This is a genomic window from Campylobacter concisus, assembly GCF_902460665.1.
GTDB lineage: Bacteria > Campylobacterota > Campylobacteria > Campylobacterales > Campylobacteraceae > Campylobacter_A > Campylobacter_A concisus_AL.
In genome coordinates this window covers 15,841-34,564 of the sequence record NZ_CABPUR010000002.1, presented here as the reverse complement: position 1 = coordinate 34,564, position 18,724 = coordinate 15,841, and the positions used below count along the sequence as shown (strand labels likewise).

General features: G+C 39.8%; 16 protein-coding genes. 7 read left to right on the top strand and 9 right to left on the bottom strand.

What is annotated here, in order from left to right; genetic code table 11:
* Positions 1-18: 18 nt before the first annotated feature.
* From F3G66_RS03495 to abc-f, 5 genes are all read right to left on the bottom strand, one after another.
* Entirely contained in the window at positions 19-1,959 is a 1,941-nt protein-coding gene (locus F3G66_RS03495) for a BCCT family transporter (RefSeq protein WP_149707165.1), read from the bottom strand.
* 126 nt (positions 1,960-2,085) lie between these two features.
* Positions 2,086-3,531: a DKNYY domain-containing protein gene (locus F3G66_RS03490; protein ID WP_149707164.1), complete on the bottom strand. Its 1,446-nt coding sequence runs from the start codon at positions 3,529-3,531 to the stop codon at positions 2,086-2,088.
* On the bottom strand, positions 3,531-5,042 hold the full coding sequence (locus F3G66_RS03485; protein WP_149707163.1) for a DKNYY domain-containing protein: 1,512 nt from the start codon (positions 5,040-5,042) through the stop codon (positions 3,531-3,533). Before F3G66_RS03485 ends, F3G66_RS03490 begins: the two co-directional genes overlap by 1 nt.
* Before the next feature lie 74 nt (positions 5,043-5,116).
* Positions 5,117-5,551 (bottom strand): hypothetical protein, encoded by a 435-nt coding sequence (locus F3G66_RS03480; protein ID WP_149707162.1) that lies wholly within the window; start codon positions 5,549-5,551, stop codon positions 5,117-5,119.
* 1 nt (position 5,552) lies between these two features.
* Positions 5,553-7,484, bottom strand: a complete 1,932-nt coding sequence (gene abc-f / locus F3G66_RS03475; RefSeq protein ID WP_149707161.1) for a ribosomal protection-like ABC-F family protein — start codon at positions 7,482-7,484, stop codon at positions 5,553-5,555.
* 102 nt (positions 7,485-7,586) lie between these two features.
* Here abc-f and F3G66_RS03470 point away from each other — a divergent pair, with 102 nt between their 5' ends.
* The 3 genes from F3G66_RS03470 (at position 7,587) to F3G66_RS03460 (ending at position 10,100) form a co-directional block, all read left to right on the top strand.
* Positions 7,587-8,906 (top strand): MATE family efflux transporter, encoded by a 1,320-nt coding sequence (locus F3G66_RS03470; RefSeq protein WP_149707160.1) that lies wholly within the window; start codon positions 7,587-7,589, stop codon positions 8,904-8,906.
* The gene (locus F3G66_RS03465; protein ID WP_188115824.1) at positions 8,882-9,544 is read left to right on the top strand and encodes a M48 family metallopeptidase; all 663 of its coding nucleotides are present in this window, start codon (positions 8,882-8,884) and stop codon (positions 9,542-9,544) included. The genes F3G66_RS03470 and F3G66_RS03465 overlap by 25 nt, the downstream gene beginning before the upstream one ends.
* Positions 9,545-9,614: 70 nt before the next feature.
* Positions 9,615-10,100, top strand: coding sequence for a tetratricopeptide repeat protein (locus F3G66_RS03460; RefSeq protein WP_149707159.1), 486 nt, complete (start codon positions 9,615-9,617; stop codon positions 10,098-10,100).
* A gap of 168 nt (positions 10,101-10,268) precedes the next feature.
* Here the strand turns inward: F3G66_RS03460 and F3G66_RS03455 are convergent, their stop codons facing one another.
* Both F3G66_RS03455 and F3G66_RS03450 read right to left on the bottom strand, forming a co-directional pair.
* Positions 10,269-12,335, bottom strand: a complete 2,067-nt coding sequence (locus tag F3G66_RS03455; protein ID WP_107812341.1) for a TRAP transporter permease — start codon at positions 12,333-12,335, stop codon at positions 10,269-10,271.
* An 86-nt stretch (positions 12,336-12,421) separates the two neighbouring features.
* Positions 12,422-13,363 carry a TAXI family TRAP transporter solute-binding subunit gene (locus tag F3G66_RS03450; protein ID WP_072594373.1) on the bottom strand — a complete coding sequence of 314 codons (942 nt, stop codon included), beginning with the start codon at positions 13,361-13,363 and terminating at the stop codon, positions 12,422-12,424.
* A gap of 321 nt (positions 13,364-13,684) precedes the next feature.
* On the opposite strand from F3G66_RS03450, the gene F3G66_RS03445 reads away from it, so the two are divergent.
* The 4 genes from F3G66_RS03445 to F3G66_RS03430 are packed head-to-tail and all read left to right on the top strand — an operon-like array spanning position 13,685 to position 16,897.
* Entirely contained in the window at positions 13,685-14,557 is an 873-nt protein-coding gene (locus F3G66_RS03445; RefSeq protein ID WP_054196805.1) for a phosphate ABC transporter substrate-binding protein, read from the top strand.
* Between the two features lie 4 nt (positions 14,558-14,561).
* Complete coding sequence (pstC, locus tag F3G66_RS03440; RefSeq protein WP_149707158.1) at positions 14,562-15,419, top strand: phosphate ABC transporter permease subunit PstC; 858 nt, start codon at positions 14,562-14,564, stop codon at positions 15,417-15,419.
* Positions 15,406-16,263: a PstA family ABC transporter permease gene (locus F3G66_RS03435; protein ID WP_149707157.1), complete on the top strand. Its 858-nt coding sequence runs from the start codon at positions 15,406-15,408 to the stop codon at positions 16,261-16,263. Before pstC ends, F3G66_RS03435 begins: the two co-directional genes overlap by 14 nt.
* Positions 16,232-16,897, top strand: a complete 666-nt coding sequence (locus F3G66_RS03430) for a phosphate ABC transporter ATP-binding protein (RefSeq protein WP_149707156.1) — start codon at positions 16,232-16,234, stop codon at positions 16,895-16,897. Before F3G66_RS03435 ends, F3G66_RS03430 begins: the two co-directional genes overlap by 32 nt.
* A 26-nt stretch (positions 16,898-16,923) precedes the next feature.
* On the opposite strand, the gene F3G66_RS03425 is transcribed toward F3G66_RS03430, so the two are convergent.
* A complete protein-coding gene (locus F3G66_RS03425; protein WP_149707155.1) occupies positions 16,924-17,796 on the bottom strand; it encodes a carbon-nitrogen hydrolase in 873 nt (290 codons plus the stop codon).
* The gene (locus F3G66_RS03420) at positions 17,765-18,724 is read right to left on the bottom strand and encodes a cation diffusion facilitator family transporter (protein ID WP_149707154.1); all 960 of its coding nucleotides are present in this window, start codon (positions 18,722-18,724) and stop codon (positions 17,765-17,767) included. Before F3G66_RS03420 ends, F3G66_RS03425 begins: the two co-directional genes overlap by 32 nt.

The following is an 18,724-nucleotide window of genomic DNA, read 5'->3' as shown; positions in this document are numbered from 1 at the left end:
GGCAAATTTCAGTCAAGTCTACCTTCTAACGACATGCAAGAACTGCATATGTTTGCGGTATTGCTCGATGACGTCGTTTATCAGCGTGGCCTCGCTCCAGCCAAGCACGTCGTAGTCTTGACCGCCCTCTTTTAGATATACCTCGGCTCTGTAATAAAGATCGTCGCCCTCAAGCTCTCTAGTGTAGTCCGGGCTCTGGCTTTTGGTGAGATATATGCCGTATCTAAAGTCCATCTCGTCGCCAAGCCCGACATTTAAATTTACAAAATTTTCAGCTTTTGTTACATTTGCCTCAAGGCCGTTTTTGGCAAATTCATCTTTTAGCTCGTTAAAAGCTTTTAGCACGACTTCGTTTAAAAATTTCTTGCCATCTTTCTTGCCTGGAAGCGTGATGATCGCACTTAGGCGCTCTTGCCATGGCTTTGAAAGATCGCTAAGAGGCATGTTGCTAAAGTTATTTGTCTCTTTTTTGGTTAGATCCACACGTAGCGCCTTAAATAGCCCGTAAATAGCGCCAAGTAGCACGATCGCAAATGGCAGTGCTGTGGTGATAGTAAGCGCTTGAAGCGAGGCAAGTCCGCCAGCTAGCATCAAAAATGCCGCTACGATGCCCACTGCAACGCCCCAAAAGACCTTTTGCCAAACTGGCGTATCGTCTTTGCCGTTTGAACAAAGCATGTTCATAACGATCGCTGCAGAGTCAGCAGAAGTTACGAAAAATATGACGATCATAAAGACTGCGATCACGCTTAGCACGCCTGAGAAGCTAAATTTCTCTAAAAACATAAATAGCGCTGAGGCTGAGTCAGAATTTACCGTGGTTGCTAGCTGGCTAAAGCCATTTTGCACGAGCGAGATCGCTGAGTTACCAAAGAAGCTCATCCAAGCAAAAGTAAAGCCAGTTGGCACTAAAAGCACGCCTATGACAAATTCTCTTATCGTTCTGCCTTTTGAAATTTTAGCGATAAAAAGCCCCACAAACGGCGACCAAGAGAGCCACCAAGACCAGTATAGCAGCGTCCAGCCGCCAAGCCAGCTATCATTTTGCTTCTCGTAGGCGTAGAGGTTAAATGTGTTTGAAATGAGCGTAGAGACGTAGTCGCCGCTGTTTTGCACAAATGACTTTAAAAGCTGCGTCGTATCGCCCAAAAATAGTATCAAAAACATAAAACATATAGCTAGCGCGATGTTTGCGTTTGATAAGATTTTGATGCCCTTATCCACGCCACTTGCCGCTGAGATGGTTGCAGCTAGGCAAAGCACTATTAAAAGCGTGATGTGCATGGTGGGCAGCCCAAAAACGTGCGTAAGACCCGCATTTACCTGAAGTACGCCATATCCCAGCGAGGTCGCCACGCCAAAAAGCGTCGCCACAACGGCAAATGTATCGATAGCATTGCCGATCTTGCCGTAAATTTTATCGCCGATGATCGGATAAAACGCCGATCTAAGCGTGAGTGGCAAGCCGTGTCTATACGAGAAAAAAGCAAGTATTAGCGCCACGATAGCATAGACCGACCATGCGCCCATGCCCCAGTGAAAGAATGTGATATTCATCGCAAGCTTTGCTGCAGCGACGCTTTGCGGGTCACCAACTGGTGGGTTTAGATAGTGCATAAGCGGCTCAGCCACACCAAAAAATACTAGACCTATGCCCATGCCAGCGGCAAAAAGCATAGAAAACCACGAGATATTTTTGTGCTCTGGCTTTACGTGATCGGCTCCTAGCTTGATCTCGCCAAGCTTGCTAAAGCCAAGGATGATGACGCTAAGAAGTATGACGGCTACGGCTAGGATGTAAAACCAGCCAAATTTTGCCGAGATATAATCTTGCATACCCTTAAAAAATTCATTTGAGAAATTTGGAAATATCGCTGCAAATGCTGTTATTAAAACTATAACAACAAGCGATGGGATAAATACTGAATTGTTAAATTTTGATCTTTGAAATTTGATCATTTTTCCTCCTTTTTGTAATGTCAGCTTCTTTTCAAACTAACAAAAAAGAGTAAATAGGTCAAATTTTATCTTTAAATTTTTTATGAAATTTTAAGCTTCAGCCACCAAAAATAGCCACTTTGAAATTTATCTCAAGTCTCTTTCATCTCTCTTTGGTTTTGCAAGAGTTGTTAGCACTATGACGAAAAAAGCGATGCCAAATGTGATATACAAGATAATCTTTGGCGAGTCAAACTCTATCCTCGACCTTGCGACCTCTTCGCCGCTTGCCTCCACTAGCTCGCCGCGTTTTATCATATCGCTGATATCTTTTGCGCTAAGCTCTTTAGACAGCCTTGTTAAAATTTCTATGACGCTAAGATCTGCCACCTCATAAACGCTATGTCTAATGCCATAAAATGGCTTTATACTGCTAAAAAAATAGACCTTATCGCCGTTTGCATAGACCGCGCCATACTCTCCATCTTTTACCAGTCCTATCTCACGCCAAGATGAGCTTGGGGCAAATTTATATAAAGAGACGGTTTGCGCCACCAAGTGTCTGCCGTGCTTTGAGCGCTGCCACTCTTCGCCTTGTTGTAAAAAATATGCTGAGCTATCATCTACAAAAACGTCAGCATATAGCCTTTTTAGCTCGCCTTTTAGCTGGTAGTCTGAAATTTTAGCCTGCTCATTTTTACTGCCATCCCAAAAGTAAATTCCATCTTTGCTGGCAAAAAGAGGCCAAAACGAATGCACATTATCCACGCTATAAATGGCGCTATAAGGCATATTTTGAGCGCTAAATTTATGCTCATTTGCAAACACCGCCCCACTTTTTGGCTCAAAAAGATATTCTATGTCGTGTTTTGGGTCATAGCATATCCGGCGCGTCTCATCTGAGTAGCTTGCATCAAGCCTATAAAAGCCCATAAACAAGCTTTTGCTATCTGTGTAATATCCGCTAGCAGCACCATTTTCTGTCGTGATGTATCTTAGCTCGCTAGGATCTGCGTCAAGCTTTTCGCCCTTGTAGTAAAGCGTAGCTCCGTCTCTTGCAAAGCCAGCGTCAAAGATAGGCTCTAAATTTGTGCTTTCAACTCGCTTTGTCCTGTAAAAATAAGAGCTTTCATCGTAGCTTTTTATAAAGGCGTGAGCGACACTTTTCATAATGGCACTAAATTCGCTAAATCCTGGCTCTTTCTCGCTTCTAGTAGCGCAATAATAGCTTATCTTGCCATCACTTATATAGCCATTACCAAGCACTTTGGCACTTTTTGGATCAAGTCCTGGCAAAATTTCTCTAGCGCAATAGACATGATTTTTATCAGCCGCCACGTTTGAGTAGTCGTATGCGTGTTTTAGCTTTAAGACCCTAAAACTAGCCTCATCGACGCCTTTTAGTTCGTACTTGCCACTGCCTGAAATTTGAACGTAAATTTTACCATCTGGCGAGCGGTAAAACTCGCTATTATCAATGTTTGCAAAGCTTCTTTGATACTCGCCCTCATGCCATAGATAAAGCATCGCCAAAACAAAAAATAGCGTCAAGATGACTAAAAAATAAACAAACCTAATAGTAATTTTTCTCATTATCTATAATCATCCGCCCTTTTTTTAAGCCCACTTTTTTGCTTTTTGTTTTTAAAAATAGCGCCAACCACCGAGACTATAAATGCAATGGCTAAAAATATCCAGTAAGCATATTTTTGCGAGTAATCATCAAAGTCGCTTATCGCATCGATCACCACCTCGCCCTCAGCTGGCACCATAGCGCCTTGATCTACCATTTTTACTATCTCATCTAGTTTTAAATTCTCAACATTTGGGCCATAAGGACGAGTGAGAATTTCAACCACGCCAAGGTCGTTTATATCATAAACGCTGCTGTTAAAATGCCAGCCGTAGCCGACGTTATCAAAATAATAGGTCTTATCGCCGTTTGCATAGACCGCTCCGTAGCCATCATTTCTTACAAGGCCTATCTTTCGCCACTGCTCTTTTGTATCAAGCCTTACGATGCAAGTGTGGCGTGAGCTTAGGCTGTGGTCATTTTTTGTGTTGTGCCAAATTTCATAGGTTTTTAAAAAATATGTCTTGCCATCACTTATCATCACGTCGCCATATAGCGGCGTTATCTCGCCTTTAAACGGATCATCGCCGTCCCTTACAAACTCGCCATCGTCTATGCTGTTATACCACTGCCACTTTCGCTCCCAGTGATAGATACCGCCTTTACCGCGAAAAAGAGCGTGATAGGCGTGCTCATCTTTTAGGTCAAAAAGCGGCTCGTATGGGGCAAATTTGGGGTCAAATTCATGGTTGTTTGCATAGACCATGCCAGAATTTGGCTCATAAAGATAGTGAATGCGCCATATCTCGCCGATATCACGCATTTGCGGGCTAAATTTGATCCCTAGTTTTGTGCTGTCATAATAGACATTTTCCCCATCAGTCGTAAAATGCACGCTCTTTCTGCCAGATACCTGCTCGATATAACGCATTTTGCTGGCATTTGCGCCATCTAGCTCTTTGCCCTCATGATAGACCTTTACTCCGTCACTTGCGTAGCCAAAGCCCAAGATCGCTGCTAAATTTACGTTATCAACCTCTCTAAATTTATAGATATGAGTTTGCACTTTTGGGGTTTTAAACATTTTATGTGAGAGGATGTCCCAAAACTCTTTAAGTGCGGATATTTCGAAGTTTGTCTCGCTTACGCTATCGCAAAAATATGTTACATTGCCATCGCCAAAGTAGCCATTACCAAGCACTCTAACGCCATTTGAATCAAGCCCGCTCATCACGAGGTTACCGCAATATACCGCCTCATCGCTAGCGCCAACGTTTCTGTTGTCGTATTTGCCAGTGTCGATGTATCTAAATTTGCTGGCCCTCACGCCTATTAGCTCAAATTTACCGCCGCTTGGTACCATGGCATAGACCTTGTCATCTTTGACGTAAAAAAAGCTATTATTTAACTCTTTACTATCGCCAATGTCGTCATCTAAAACAGAAACTAACCCAAAGATAAAAAAGTAGGTAGCAAAAAATATCACAACAATGGCGATCACTACAGAGATTAGCGGATGTTTTTTTAACATTTTAGCTCCGTTTCAAACAAATTTAGCGACCTCATCATGCCGCAAACCTTTCATGTATTTAAATTTCAAAACACCTATCCAAATATAAAATATCTAAAAATCAAAAACTGATAATATACTACTCTAACTACTGTATTTAATAGCCAAACAACATATAATGCCAAAATAGCTCCAATAATACTAAATTTCTTCAAAACCCCATAATAAATCACCATCAACAAAAAAAGAGAAAAGCAAAAAAACATAATCATATAAAATAAATTTTTCAACCTTTCATATAAGTCCGAATTTTCTCTATTTGTCGCGATTAGCCTAATGCTATCTATCTTATTTAAAAACCCAACTCTTTTATATTTTATCTGGACTAGATCGCCTACTTCATATTTTTCTATCTCTGGTGAAAACACCCCACTAAATCTCTCTTTACCTATCAAAAGGCTCATGCTTGTGGCTAAATTTTGTCTAACAACTCTCGTATTTAGCGCGCTTATCCTACCGATCTTTTTCAAGCTACTCTAGCTCCTCAGCGATCTCTAAAACTTCAAAATACTCATTTTCTAGGCTTTCAAGCTGGGCTTTTGCCTTTTCAAGCTCTTCATAAAGCTTAGTAAGGCCTACTTCTTGATAAATTTTTGGATCGCTTAAACCTTCATTTAGCTCAGAAATTTTTGCTTCAAGGGCCGAAATTTTATCTGGATATGTATTTAAAATTTGCGTTTGTTTGTAGCTTAGCTTTATGCCGGTTTTGCTCTTTTGTTTAGCTTCGTTTTGTTTATTTGCAAGCTCTTTTTCAAATTTATCAAGCTCTTTTAGCTCATCTTCAAGCTCCAAATAGACGCTATACTCTTCATGCAAGACATTTATCTTTGTGCCCTCAAATGCCCAAAGCTTGTTTGCCATCTTATCGACAAAATATCTATCGTGACTTACTAGTAAGATCGCACCCTCAAAGCTTTGCAAGTAGTCTTCTAAGATATTGATAGTTGCGATATCAAGGTCATTTGTCGGCTCGTCAAGTACCAGCACATCGTAAGTTTTAGTAAAAAGTAGTGCAAGTGCGACGCGGTTTTTCTCGCCGCCACTTAAAACGCCTATCTTTTTATCTAAAAATTCCTTTGGGAAGAGAAAATTTTTAAGATAACCATATACGTGCATATTTCGACCACGAACTAACACGTGATCACCGCCATTTGGGCAAAATGTCTCTATTAGACTCTTATCATCATCAAGGACATTTCTAGCTTGATCAAAGTAGCCAATACTTACCTCGCCTCTTTTTATCTCACCACTACTTGGCTTTTCAAGTCCTAGCAAAATTTTAAGTAGCGTGCTTTTGCCGCTACCATTTCGCCCCACTATGGCAATCCTCTCGCCCTGCAAGACCCTTGCGTCAAATTTTTCAAAAAGCACCTTGCCGTCTATACTTTTGCTTAAATTTTTAAACTCAAAGAGCATTTTTTTGCGGTTTTGGCTCTGCGTTTGGTTGAAATTTTTACTCGCACGCTCTAGCTCAAGTCTCACACGCCTTATCACACCTGGATTTTTCTTAGCCTCTTCACGCATAGCGAGCACCCGCTCTTTTCTGCCCTCGTTTCGCTTTAGCCTAGCTTTTACGCCTCTTCTTAGCCACTCCTCTTCAGCCTTTAGCTGTTTTAGCAGCGTCTCATGCGACTTTGCAAGGCTTGCTAAAATTTCCTCTTTTTTGGTTAGATAGTTTGCATATCCGCCTTCGAAATTTTTTAAGCCCGCATCCTCGACCTCAACGCAACTGGTTGCCAGCGCATCGATAAAATATCTATCGTGGCTTATGAAAACTATACTTTGATTTGAGCTCTTTAGCATATCTTCAAGAAATTTGACCATGTAAACATCAAGGTGGTTTGTCGGCTCATCAAGTAGCAGCACATCTGGCTTTTTAAGGATGAGCGCACCCAGTGCCACGCGTCTGATCTCGCCGCCACTTAGCGAGCAAATGGGTCTATTTTCATACTCTTTTAGCTTAAATTCTTGCAAAATTCGCTCGATCTTATGCTCGATATTCCAGCCATCTTTTGCCTCTATAAACTTTAAAAGTCTCTCTTGCTCTTTTAAAATTTCTTTGTTTTCAGGATCATTTGCTAACAAAATGCCACTTTTTTCGTACTCGCTTATCGCGTCAAATATCTCTTTTAGCTCGTTATTTAGTGCCTGCCTTACGGTAAAAGTTGCGTTAAAATTTGGAGTTTGTGCCAGCATATCGACGCTTATTAAACTCTGCACTATGCGTCTGCCACTATCAGCTGCCATCTCGCCAGAGATGATCTTCATAAGCGTGCTTTTACCGCTGCCATTTTTACCGATGATCGCTATTTTTTCATTTTCATTTACACTAAAATTTACAGCGTTTAAAATCTCATTTGCGCCAAATTTTTTACTTACGTCTATCAGGTCGATTAATGCCATTTTTCTCTCAAATTTTAAATTTCTCGCGATTATATCAAAAGGGAGCTAAAACCTAATTTTGGCTATAATCGCCAAAATTTTAAAATAATTAAGGAAAATTTAATGAACTTATCTATGAGAAAACTCGTAGTTCCGATATTTTTGGATATGTTTTTACACTTCATTACGCTCATCATCAACACCTACATGGTGACAAAAGTGAGTGTGCATCTAGTTGGTGCCATGGGTGCTGGCAATCAAGTGATGGATCTTTTTATGACCATTTTTAACTTTCTAAGCATTGGCTGTTCAGTCGTCGTCGCCCAAGCACTGGGAGCTAAAAAGAACGATCTTGCATCAAACGTCATACACGCAAGTATCACGTCAAATACACTCTTTGGTATCTTCTCAGCTATCATTATCTACGTCTTTGGCTACAACATCTTAAATTTACTAAACGTGCCAAAAGAGCTTATAAATGATAGCTTCTCATATCTTCACATCCTTGGCTTTGCCCTACTTTTTGACGGCATCGGTATGGTACTAGCTGCAGTACTTCGTGTTTATAACCTAGCAACTGCTGTAATGCTAACCTCGGTTTTAATGAACGTAATTACGATTTTAGGCAATGCTATCTCCCTTTTTGGCTGGTTTAATCTGCCAAATTTAGGCTTACAAGGAGTCGCTCTCTCGACACTTGTTGGCAGACTGGTAGGCATTTTTGTGCTAGCTTATATGCTAAGTCAAAAGGCGAAAGTTAAAATTTACTTTAAAAAGCTACTTGTCGTGCCATTTGAAATTTTAAAGAAAATCCTCTCAATCGGCCTTCCAAGCGCAGGCGAAAATTTACTCTGGATGGCGCAATACATGGTCGCTTTTGGCTTTGTGGCAAGCATGGGCGAGGCTAGTCTTAGCGTGCAGACCATTTACTTTCAGATCACGCTTCTTATTTTGCTTTGTGGAGCGAGTATCAGCGTGGCAAACGAGGTCATTGTAGGACATTTAGTTGGAGCAAGCGAGTTTAACGAGGCTTATACAAGGACATTTAGGGCGCTAAGACTTGGAGTTTTTATAACGCTTGTAGTCGTGCTTATAGCTTATGCGCTAAAGCATCAAATCATGGACGCACTAAATTTAAACGAAAATTTACGTGCGATCATGCTGCCACTTTTTACACTTTCGATATTTCTTGAAGCTGGCAGAACCTTTAATATCGTCATCGTAAATGCCCTTCGTGCAAGCGGTGATGCAAAATTTCCTCTTGCGACTGGCCTTATCTTCATGTGGGGGCTTTCACTGCCACTTGGATATTTTTTAGGCATCTATCTTGGCTGGGGAATTGTCGGCGTTTGGATAGGATTTTGTGCTGATGAGTGGCTAAGAGGCCTTGCAAATACGTGGCGTTGGAGAAGCAAAAAATGGCAAGAAAAACGCCTAGTTTAAAGCAAAAGAGCATAAATTTAGACTTTTATGGGCTAAGCGTTTTAATAAATTTTAAAACAAATGTAAAATCCATGCGTCTAAGAGTTGGCAAGGATGCTAAGATCACGCTATCTATGCCATTTTACAGCACACAAAAGATGGCTCTTAGCTTTCTTGAGATGCACAGAATTTGGCTTGAAAATACATACAAAAAAGCTCTTTTGAATTTACCAAAAGATGATGAGATGAAATTTCTTGGACAAATTTATAAGATAAAATTTGATGAAAATTTTAAAGAGCCATTTTTTGATGGCGAGATTGTCTTTACTCCAAATTTAAAAAGCCTTGAGTGTTTTAAAAAAACAAGAGCAAAAGAGCTATTTTTAGAGCTTGTGAGCCATTTTCAGCCTTTTATAAACAAACCAATCAAGCGCATCGTCATACGAAATAGCAAAACTCGCTGGGGCAGCTGCAATCACAAAAAAGGCTACATAAACTTAAGCCTAAGACTCATAGAAAAGCCACTCTCAGCCGTGCGCTACGTCGTTCTTCACGAGCTAACACACCTACTCTATCCGCATCATCAAAAAAGCTTTTACGATTTTATAGAAAAAATCATACCTGATTATAGAAAGCAAGAGCAAATTTTAAAAGCGTAATTATTTTTCATCAAGTAAGTGTAAATTTAATATGATAAAATTGCGAGAAATTTTACAAAAGGAAATTTAAATGAAAAAAATGATTCTTGTTTCGCTTTTAGCTGCTTGTGCTTTCGCAGGCAATTTTGAAGATGGCTTAAAAGCGTATGCTGGTTCAAATTTTAAAGAAGCTTTGGCTAAATTTGAAGCAGGATGTTTGGCAAATGACGTAAAATCTTGCGTAAAAGTTGGAGCGATTTACCAACTAGGAAAAACAGCCCTACCTAATCCAAGCAAGGCCTTGGAGTACTATAACAAAGCTTGCGAAGCTGGTGAGGTTGAAGGTTGCTCGGCAGCTGGTGGACTTTATCTAAATACTGAGCCACAAAAAGCAAGAGAGCTTTTTAATAAAGCTTGTGAGAAGAATGATGGATATTCTTGCGAGATGGTAGGTTCTATCTTGATAGAAGCTAAAGAATTTAAAAAAGCTTATGAATTTTTAGTAAAAGGCTGCGAATTAGGCGATAAGATGTCTTGCGAATTTGCAGGCGATCTAAGACGCTCAAAACAACTATAATTTTTAGGCTTACGAGCCTAAAAATTTCTTAATTTAATTTATTACACCAATATCCTTAAACAAAAAAATCCTAAAAAAACACTTATTTTAAATAGAAATTACTCAAAGTATAAAGGTAGTCTAAAAAATTTATATTAGAAATTTAGGCAAGAGCATTCTTGCCTAAGATTAGATTATTTTTATTTGATCAAGTGGTTTGTCTTTAATGCCCCATTGAGTCATAAAAACAAATCCATAAAGTACAGCAGCTACGATATAAGCAGTGTATTCGTTTGGTATAAGATTAAATTTCACACATATATTTGGCACAAGAGCTAGTGGCACAACTGGAATCAAAAGAATACGTTCCCAAATTCTAAGCTTTGTGACATAGTAACCTTGAAGTAAGCTTGAAAATGCAAACATTCCCACGATCGCCATACCAAAGACAAGTAAAATTTCAAGTGGATTGCTCATCCAGACTATTCCTTTTGAATCAAGCGGGTCGCCCTCATTTACGCTTTCTATTAGCATAAGTTTATTGTTAAAGAAAAAGGCAAATGGCAAGATCGCCGTTCTTAGATCATAAAAGAATCCTTGAACACCAACTGTTATAGGATTTGCTTTGGCGATACCAGCTGCTGCATAAGCTGCGATACCAACTGGTGGCGTATCATCAGCTAAAATTCCAAAGTAAAAGACAAAAAGATGCACAGCAATGGCTGGGATCAAAAAGCCATTTTTGTGCGCTAAAAATAAAATAACAGGTGCCACAAGGCTTGAAACTACGATGTAGTTTGCCGTCGTTGGAAGGCCCATTCCTAGTATAAGTGACATCATCGCAGTAAGAAGCAATATCATAACTATATTATCACCAGCAAGTAACTCAACTAAATCTGAAAGTACTTGGCCAAGGCCAGTTAAAGAGATAGAGCCCACGATAATACCTGCAAGTGCGGTTGCTATAGCGATCGTTGTCATACTTTTTGCGGCTGCAACCATCGCCCAAAATATATCTTCAAAGCCTATTAACACATCATTTATTCCAACTTTTTCGCCACTTGCTAGTTTTTTAACTGGCTCTTGAAAGATCATTATTAAAAATAAAAATCCAATCGCATTAAATGCTGCAGCAATGGCTGACTCTTTTGCGATTAATAGTGTATAAAGCAAAATCAAAATCGGAGTTATATAGTGAAGTCCGCTCACAAAAATTTTAAATCTTGAGTGAAATTCGCTTTGATTTATACCTTTTAAGCCAAGCTTCACACTCTCTAAATGAACGATAAAAAATAGTGACAAATAGCAAGCAAAAGCCGGAATTACCGCCGCCATCATGACATTTGTATATGTCATGCCTAAAAACTCAGCGATGATAAAGGCAGCTGCGCCCATGATCGGAGGCATAAGCTGACCATTTACACCAGCTGCAACCTCGATGGCTCCAGCTTTTGTGCGTGAAAGACCGGCTTTTTTCATAAGTGGTATGGTAAATGTGCCAACTGTTACAACATTTGCTGTGGAGCTGCCTGAAACCATGCCTGTTAGGCCACTTGCGATGACTGAAGCCTTAGCTGGACCGCCTCTATATTTGCCAAGAAGAGAGAAAGCTAAATTTATGAAATATTGCCCAGCTCCTGCCCTCTCAAGCAACGAGCCAAAAAGTACAAAGAGATAGATAAAACTAACGCTAACTCCGATAGGCACACCAAAGATGCCCTCAGTTGTCAAAAACATATGACCTGCGATCTTTTCAAAGCTGGCACCTTGATGAGCAATGATGTCTGGCATATAAGGGCCAAAGTGATCATATATCAAAAATAATATACAAATAATTGGAAGTGCTGGCCCCATTACGCGCCTGCCAGCCTCAAGCAAGACAATGATCGCTAAAAACGATATGACGATATCTTGCGTGATGTAGTCCCCTGTCCTATCAGCTAGTTCATAAAAATAAACCGCCGGATAAAGCACAGCAACAACGCCTACCACACAAAAGACTAGATCGTAAAAAGGCAAACTAGAATGTGCTTTTTTATGAAAAGTGACTGGATAAAGCAAAAATACAAGACCAACCGCAAAGGCTAAGTGTATCGAGCGCGAAATGTTGGTATTTAGTGGAAAATAAGCTATATAAAGCTGAAAAACTGACCAAGAAAAGCATACGATCGCAATGAAATAGTTGTAAAAATTGCTATTTATCTCCCTTGTTTTTACTTCGACAAATTGTTCTTCGTTGTCTTTGACTTCGTTCATCTCTCTCCTTTAAAATTTAAATATATAAATTTACAAGAATTTGTATATTTAAATTTTATCCAGAGGCAAAAGCCCCTGGAAATGGATTATTTTAAGATACCAGCCTCTTTAAATGCAGCCTCTGCAGCTGGGTGAAGCGGAGCTGAAAGACCTTGAACAAGATCTTCTTTGTTTACTGATTTTAGCGCTGGGTGAAGAGTTTTGTACTCATCAAAGTTGTCTAAAATAGCTTTTATCACAGCTTTTACAGCCTCATCTTTTGTATCTTTATTAGTTACCAAAACAGCTTTTACACCGATAGTATTTACATCGTGATCAACGCCGTCATATGAGCCTTTTGGGATCACACCTTTTGCAAAGTATGGCTTCTCTTTAAGAAGATTATCAATCTCGCTACCTTCGATATTTAGGATATCGATCGGCAAAGATGTCGCAGCATCAGTAATATTTGCAGTTGGGTGACCGACGACAAAGCTATATCCGTCTATCTTTTTATCTTTTAGTGCGTGTGGGCATTCACCAACTGTTAAAACGCCACGGTAGCCTAGTTTTGAAACGTCAAAGCCTTTTGCTTTAAAGACTTCAAGCGTGCTCACTTCGTTGCCACTGCCTGGGTTTCCGACGTTATATTTTTTACCTGCAAATGAAGCAAGATCACTTGTAAGACCGCTATCTTTTGCTACAACAAATGCAAGAAGTTCTGGATAGATAGCAACTACTGAGCGTAAATTTTCATCTTTTGCTCCGTCAAATTTGCCAGTGCCGTTAAATTTATCATAGACAACGTCACTTTGAACGAAGCCAAATGTAAGCTCTTTTTTGAGGACGTTATTCACGTTATAGACTGAGCCGCCAGTTGATTGGACTGAGCATTTTACATTAGTATTTTTGTTTGCTAAACGGCAAATCGCTCCACCTATCGGATAATAAGTACCTGTCATGCCGCCAGTACCGATACTGATAAATTCTTTTGCCGAAAGAGTTGTTGCTAAAAGCAAGCCAGCAAGTGCCAAAGAAGTAGTTTTCATCTAAGATCCTTTCAAGAAATTTAAGGCTATTTTATTCTATAAATTTAGCTTTTTGCCTTATTTAATATGATATTTTCATGCCGTTTTAGTAAAGTTGCAACCATTCTACACAATCAAGACTTAAAAAAATATTTTCTTAAGATTAAATTTATATTTCTTTATCAGCCAAAATAAATTTGATAAACCGGCTATTTAAATATCATTTTTTATTGTATAATCCACCGCAGTTCTAAGTTTTAGAAAAACTGTTGCAAATTTACAACTAATCAATAGCTTTTATAAATGTTAATAACAATCAAAAATTTATTTATGGAGGAATTCATGAAAAAATCACTTATGTTGGCCGCTTCAATGCTGCTTTTATCTCTAAATTTCGCTTCTGGTGCGGACGAAAAAACGCAAGTTAGCTTTAGTGGCTCATCTACTCTGGCCCCAGTCATTGCTAAAATTTCAACCGACTTTATTGAAAAATACGAGACTTGGGACAAAGTTGATAGCTCTTTGCCAAACAAAAATATCACCATCTTTGTCTCAGCTGGTGGCTCTGGCGCTGGTGTAAAAGCCGTGCTTGATCATGTCGCTGACTTTGGCATGCTAGCTCGCGACATAAAAGATAGTGAAAAAGCAAAGATCAAAGATATGAAAGCCTATACACTTGGCATAGACGCACTTTGTGTGGCTGTAAACCCAGAAAATGAGGTGATAAAGCTAAAAGGCGGAAATTTAAACAAAGATGAGATCATCAAAATTTTCTCAGGCGAGTACAAAAAGTGGAGCGACCTTGACAAGTCCCTACCAAATGACGAAATAGTCGTAGTTACAAGAGATCTTGGTGGCGGTGCTCACGAGGTATTTCAAAAAAAGATCATGAAAGATGTCAAAGTTAGTAAAAACGTCATCCAATCACCTTCCATGGGCGCACTTGTCTCAAAAATCATCGAAAATAAAAATGCTATTGGCTACGCATCTTTTGGTATCACAAACCAAAACAAAGGCAAGCTAATACCGCTAAACGTTGACGGTGTGGAGCCAACCGTTAAAAACATAGTTGATGGCAAATACTACATCTCTCGTCCGCTCATCATCGTAAAAAGTGGCGATCTAAGCAAGAGCGAGCAAATTTTTGTTGACGTGCTAAATTCAGCCGAAGGTCAAAAGACTATCGAAAAAATGGGATTTATACCAGTAAAATAGTCTAATGACAGGGCAAATTTTTAAAGGCGCGATATATCTTTTTACACTTTTATCCGCCATGCTTTTGCTTTTACTCGTGGGATTTTTACTGCTAAATTCCACGAGTTTTTTTGCAAAAGTAAGCATTTTTGACTTCTTACTAAATGGCGACTGGGACGTTAGCGCAGAGCCTTTTAGCTTTGGACTATTTAATATCCTAGTCGCAAATTTTGCAGTTGCGTTTTTAGCTTGCATATTTTCATTTTTTATCTCACTTGGCGTTACTATTTTTATCTGCTTTTTTGCGAGCGCATGGCTTAGGCATGTGCTAGACTGGATGATACGGATACTAGCTGGCATACCCTCTATCATATATGGATTTTTCGCACTTTACACAGTTGTAAAAATTTTAGAGTCAGGGCTAAAAATGTCCGCTGGCGAGTCAGTTTTGGCGGCTAGCCTCATACTTAGCGTCATGATACTGCCCCTTTTTACTTCGCACTTGCTCCAAAGTGTTGATCTGCTAAAGCAAAATTTCAAAACAAACTCAGACGCGCTTGGCGTAAGCACTGGATATTTTATAAGAAAAATAATTTTAAGAAAATCTATAAAAGCTAGTATTTCAGGCTTTATACTCGCATTTTCAAGGGCTGCTGGAGAGACGATGGCTGTGATGATGGTCATAGGCAACACACCGCTTTTTCCGCACCTACTCTCAAAAGCTCAGACCATACCATCTCTAATAGCCCTTGAAATGGGCATGAGTGAAGCTGGCAGTCTGCACTATCACGCTCTTATTGCAAGTGGATTTATCCTGCTTGTTTTTATCTTTATGCTAAATATTTTTATATTTAAATTTGAGAAAAACAATGAACGCTTTTAAAGATCATCTAGTCAAATTTTACGCTTATCTTTGCGTTTTTATCGTTATTGCAGTGATATTTTGGATATTTTATTTTATATTTGCAAATGGCATCTCTCAGATAAATTTAGACTTTCTAACTAAAAACCCGCAAGGTTTAAATTTAGGTGAGAGTGGTGGCATAAGAGACGCTATCATAGGCTCATTTTTGCTAATGATACTCTCGATGATATTTTCAGCGCTTCTTGGCGTTAGCTGCGCCATTTATAGGCAAATTTACTGCACTTCTAGCACAATCAAACTTGGGCTTAAATTTATCATCCAAACGATGGCCTCCATACCCTCTATATTGCTTGGGATGTTTGTTTATGGGCTTTTTATCGTTAGTCTTGATATCCCTAAAAGCCTGCTAACAGCTAGCATTACGCTTGCTTTGATGGTCTTTCCATTTGTTGAAGTAAGCGTTGAAAAGGTGATCTCGCAGATCGATGAAAAGATATTAAGAGATAGCTTCGCGCTTGGTGTTGATAAAAATTTCATGGCTAGAAAGCTAGTTTTGCCAACTATTAGGAAAAATATAATATCTATTTTAATACTTGCTGGTAGCTACGCCATAGGAGCCACCGCGCCGCTACTTTTAACTGGAGTCGTTTTCATGGCAAAGGCAGAAGGCCTGCTCTCGCCAGTTATGGCACTGCCTTTTCACCTGCACATGCTACTAAGCCAGTCAGTCGCAACACAAAATGCCTACGCCACGGCACTTGTGCTCATTTTTATACTGATCATTTTGCACCTGCTTTCAGCCGTAGTTTTATTTGATATAGGAGAGAAAATTGCCAGATATTTTAAACATAAAAGATCTTAGTATCTTTTACCAAGAGAATGAAATTTTAAAAGATCTAAATTTAAGCGTCGCCGAAAACGAGATCATCTGCCTAATGGGTAGCTCAGGATGTGGTAAATCGACATTTCTTTCAGCGCTAAATGGCTTTTTAGAGCAAAAAGGCGGCAGATATAGCGGAGAGATCCTATTTAAAGGCGAAAATATCAAAGATAAGGGCGAAATTTGGCTAAGACGAAAGCTAGCCATACTCTTTCAAGACTCCACCCTCTTTCCTTTTAGTGTAGAAAGAAATTTGACCTATGCAATGGAATTTTATGAAGGCAGCATAAAAGACAAACAAAAAAGAGTAGAGGAGCTGCTTAAAAGCGTAAATTTGCTAGATGAGATAAGTAACCTAGATATGCCAGCTAGCAAACTTTCCGGAGGTCAAAAGCAAAGACTTTGCATCGCAAGGATGCTAACTACAAAGCCTGAAGTGCTCATGCTTGATGAGCCTTGCTCGTCGCTTGATATGAAAAATGTCTTGATTATAGAGGAGCTTTTAAAAAGCTTGTCGCAAAGATATACGATCATCATCACCACACACAACGAAGAGCAGGCAAAAAGGCTTGGCGGCAGGATAGTCCGCATAGTGGATAAGAAATTTACATTTTAAAAGAGCTAGAAATTCTAGCTCTAAATTTAGTCGATAAATCTCTTTGTGATATTTGCGTAGGCATCTATCCTGCGGTCTCTTAAAAATGGCCAAATTCTACGTACTTCTTCGCTTCTTTTCATGTCTATCTCAACGATCTTGCACTGCTCACTATGGCTATCTGCGCGGAAAAGCTGCTCGCCTTGTGGCCCAAAAACAAAACTATTTCCCCAAAACTTAATCCCATCCATCACGCCACTATCATCTTTTTCAAAACCCACGCGATTTACTGCGACCACTGGCAGGCCATTTGCCACGCTGTGGCCTCTTTGCACTGCCACCCACGCTTCAAGCTGTCTTGATTTTTCATCCTCGATATCGCCCTCAAACCAGCCAATGGCCGTTGGATAGATGAGAATTTTTGCCCCTTTTAGCGCCATTAGCCTTGCTGCCTCTGGATACCACTGATCCCAGCAGACCAAAACGCCAAGCTTACCAAGGCTAGTTTCAATAGGCTCAAAGCCGATATCGCCAGGCGTGAAGTAAAATTTCTCGTAAAATCCAGGGTCATCAGGGATGTGCATTTTTCGGTATTTGCCAGCGACACTTCCATCACGCTCAAAGACAAAAGCGGTGTTGTGATAAAGTCCGTCAGCCCTCTTTTCAAAGAGAGAAGTGACTAAAACTACGCCATTTTCTTTTGCTACCTTGCCCCAAAAAGCAACATCTTCTTGCCACTCATTTGCATGATCAAAGAAATTTGTATCCTCGCTTTGGCAAAAGTACTGCGTCTGGTGCAGCTCTTGGCAGACGACTAGATCAGCGCCTCCCTTTTTTGCCTCAGCGATTAGCTCAAGAGTCTTTGCGATGGTTGCCTCTTTTGTGCCTTTAAATTCTTGTTGAAGTAGTGCTACTTTCATCTCTTTTTCCTTCTTTGTCGTTGTATGGGTCTAAATGCGTGGTTATCTGCCACGAAAATTCCCTAAATTTCTCCCTTATCTCGGCTTCAAGTGAGTCGGCCACCTCGTGCGCATCGTAAAGTGAGATATCTTTGTCAAAAACTAAATGCAGCGTTAAAAATATGGTATTTGCGCTCTGTCTTGTGTTTAGATAGTGAAAGTCTGAAATTCTCTGCTTTGCCTTTATCATCTTGATGATCTCATCTGTGACCTCAGGGCTTGCTGCGTGATCTAGCAAGATACCAAAGGCGTCTTTACCTAAATTTATCGCACTTTGAGCGATGTAGCCGCTTATAACGATACCAAAGATCGCATCTATCATAACAAATCCGCTAAATTTAATGATAAGTAGTGAGATGATGACTGCAAGGTTACTAAAAAGATCAATCTTATAGTGTAGCGCGTCTGCTTTTATGATAAGATTGCCACTTTTTTTAGAAATTTGGTTTAAAAATAACACCAAGCATAGCGTCACAACTACCGAAAATACCATCACACCAAGGCTCAAGCCAAGGTCTATCTCTAAATTTGGCTCGCTAAATTTCTTAACGCTCTCATAAAATATATATCCAGCAGCCACGACGATGATGACGCACTCAAATAGCGCTGCTAACGCCTCTAGCTTTGTATAGCCAAAGTTAAATCTCTCATCAGCTTGCTTTCTTGACTTTCTAAGCGCAAATAAATTTAAAAGCGAGACAATAAAATCAAGCATCGAGTCAATCGCCGAGCCAAGCACAGCGACCGAACCACTAAAAAGCCCCGCTGTAAATTTCACAAGTGCGAGTAAAAAAGCGCAAGCTCCAGCTGCGATAACAGCCTTATTTTCGCCCTGCGTGCACTCCTGCTTATTTATACGGTTAAACTCATAATCAAACGGACTTGACAA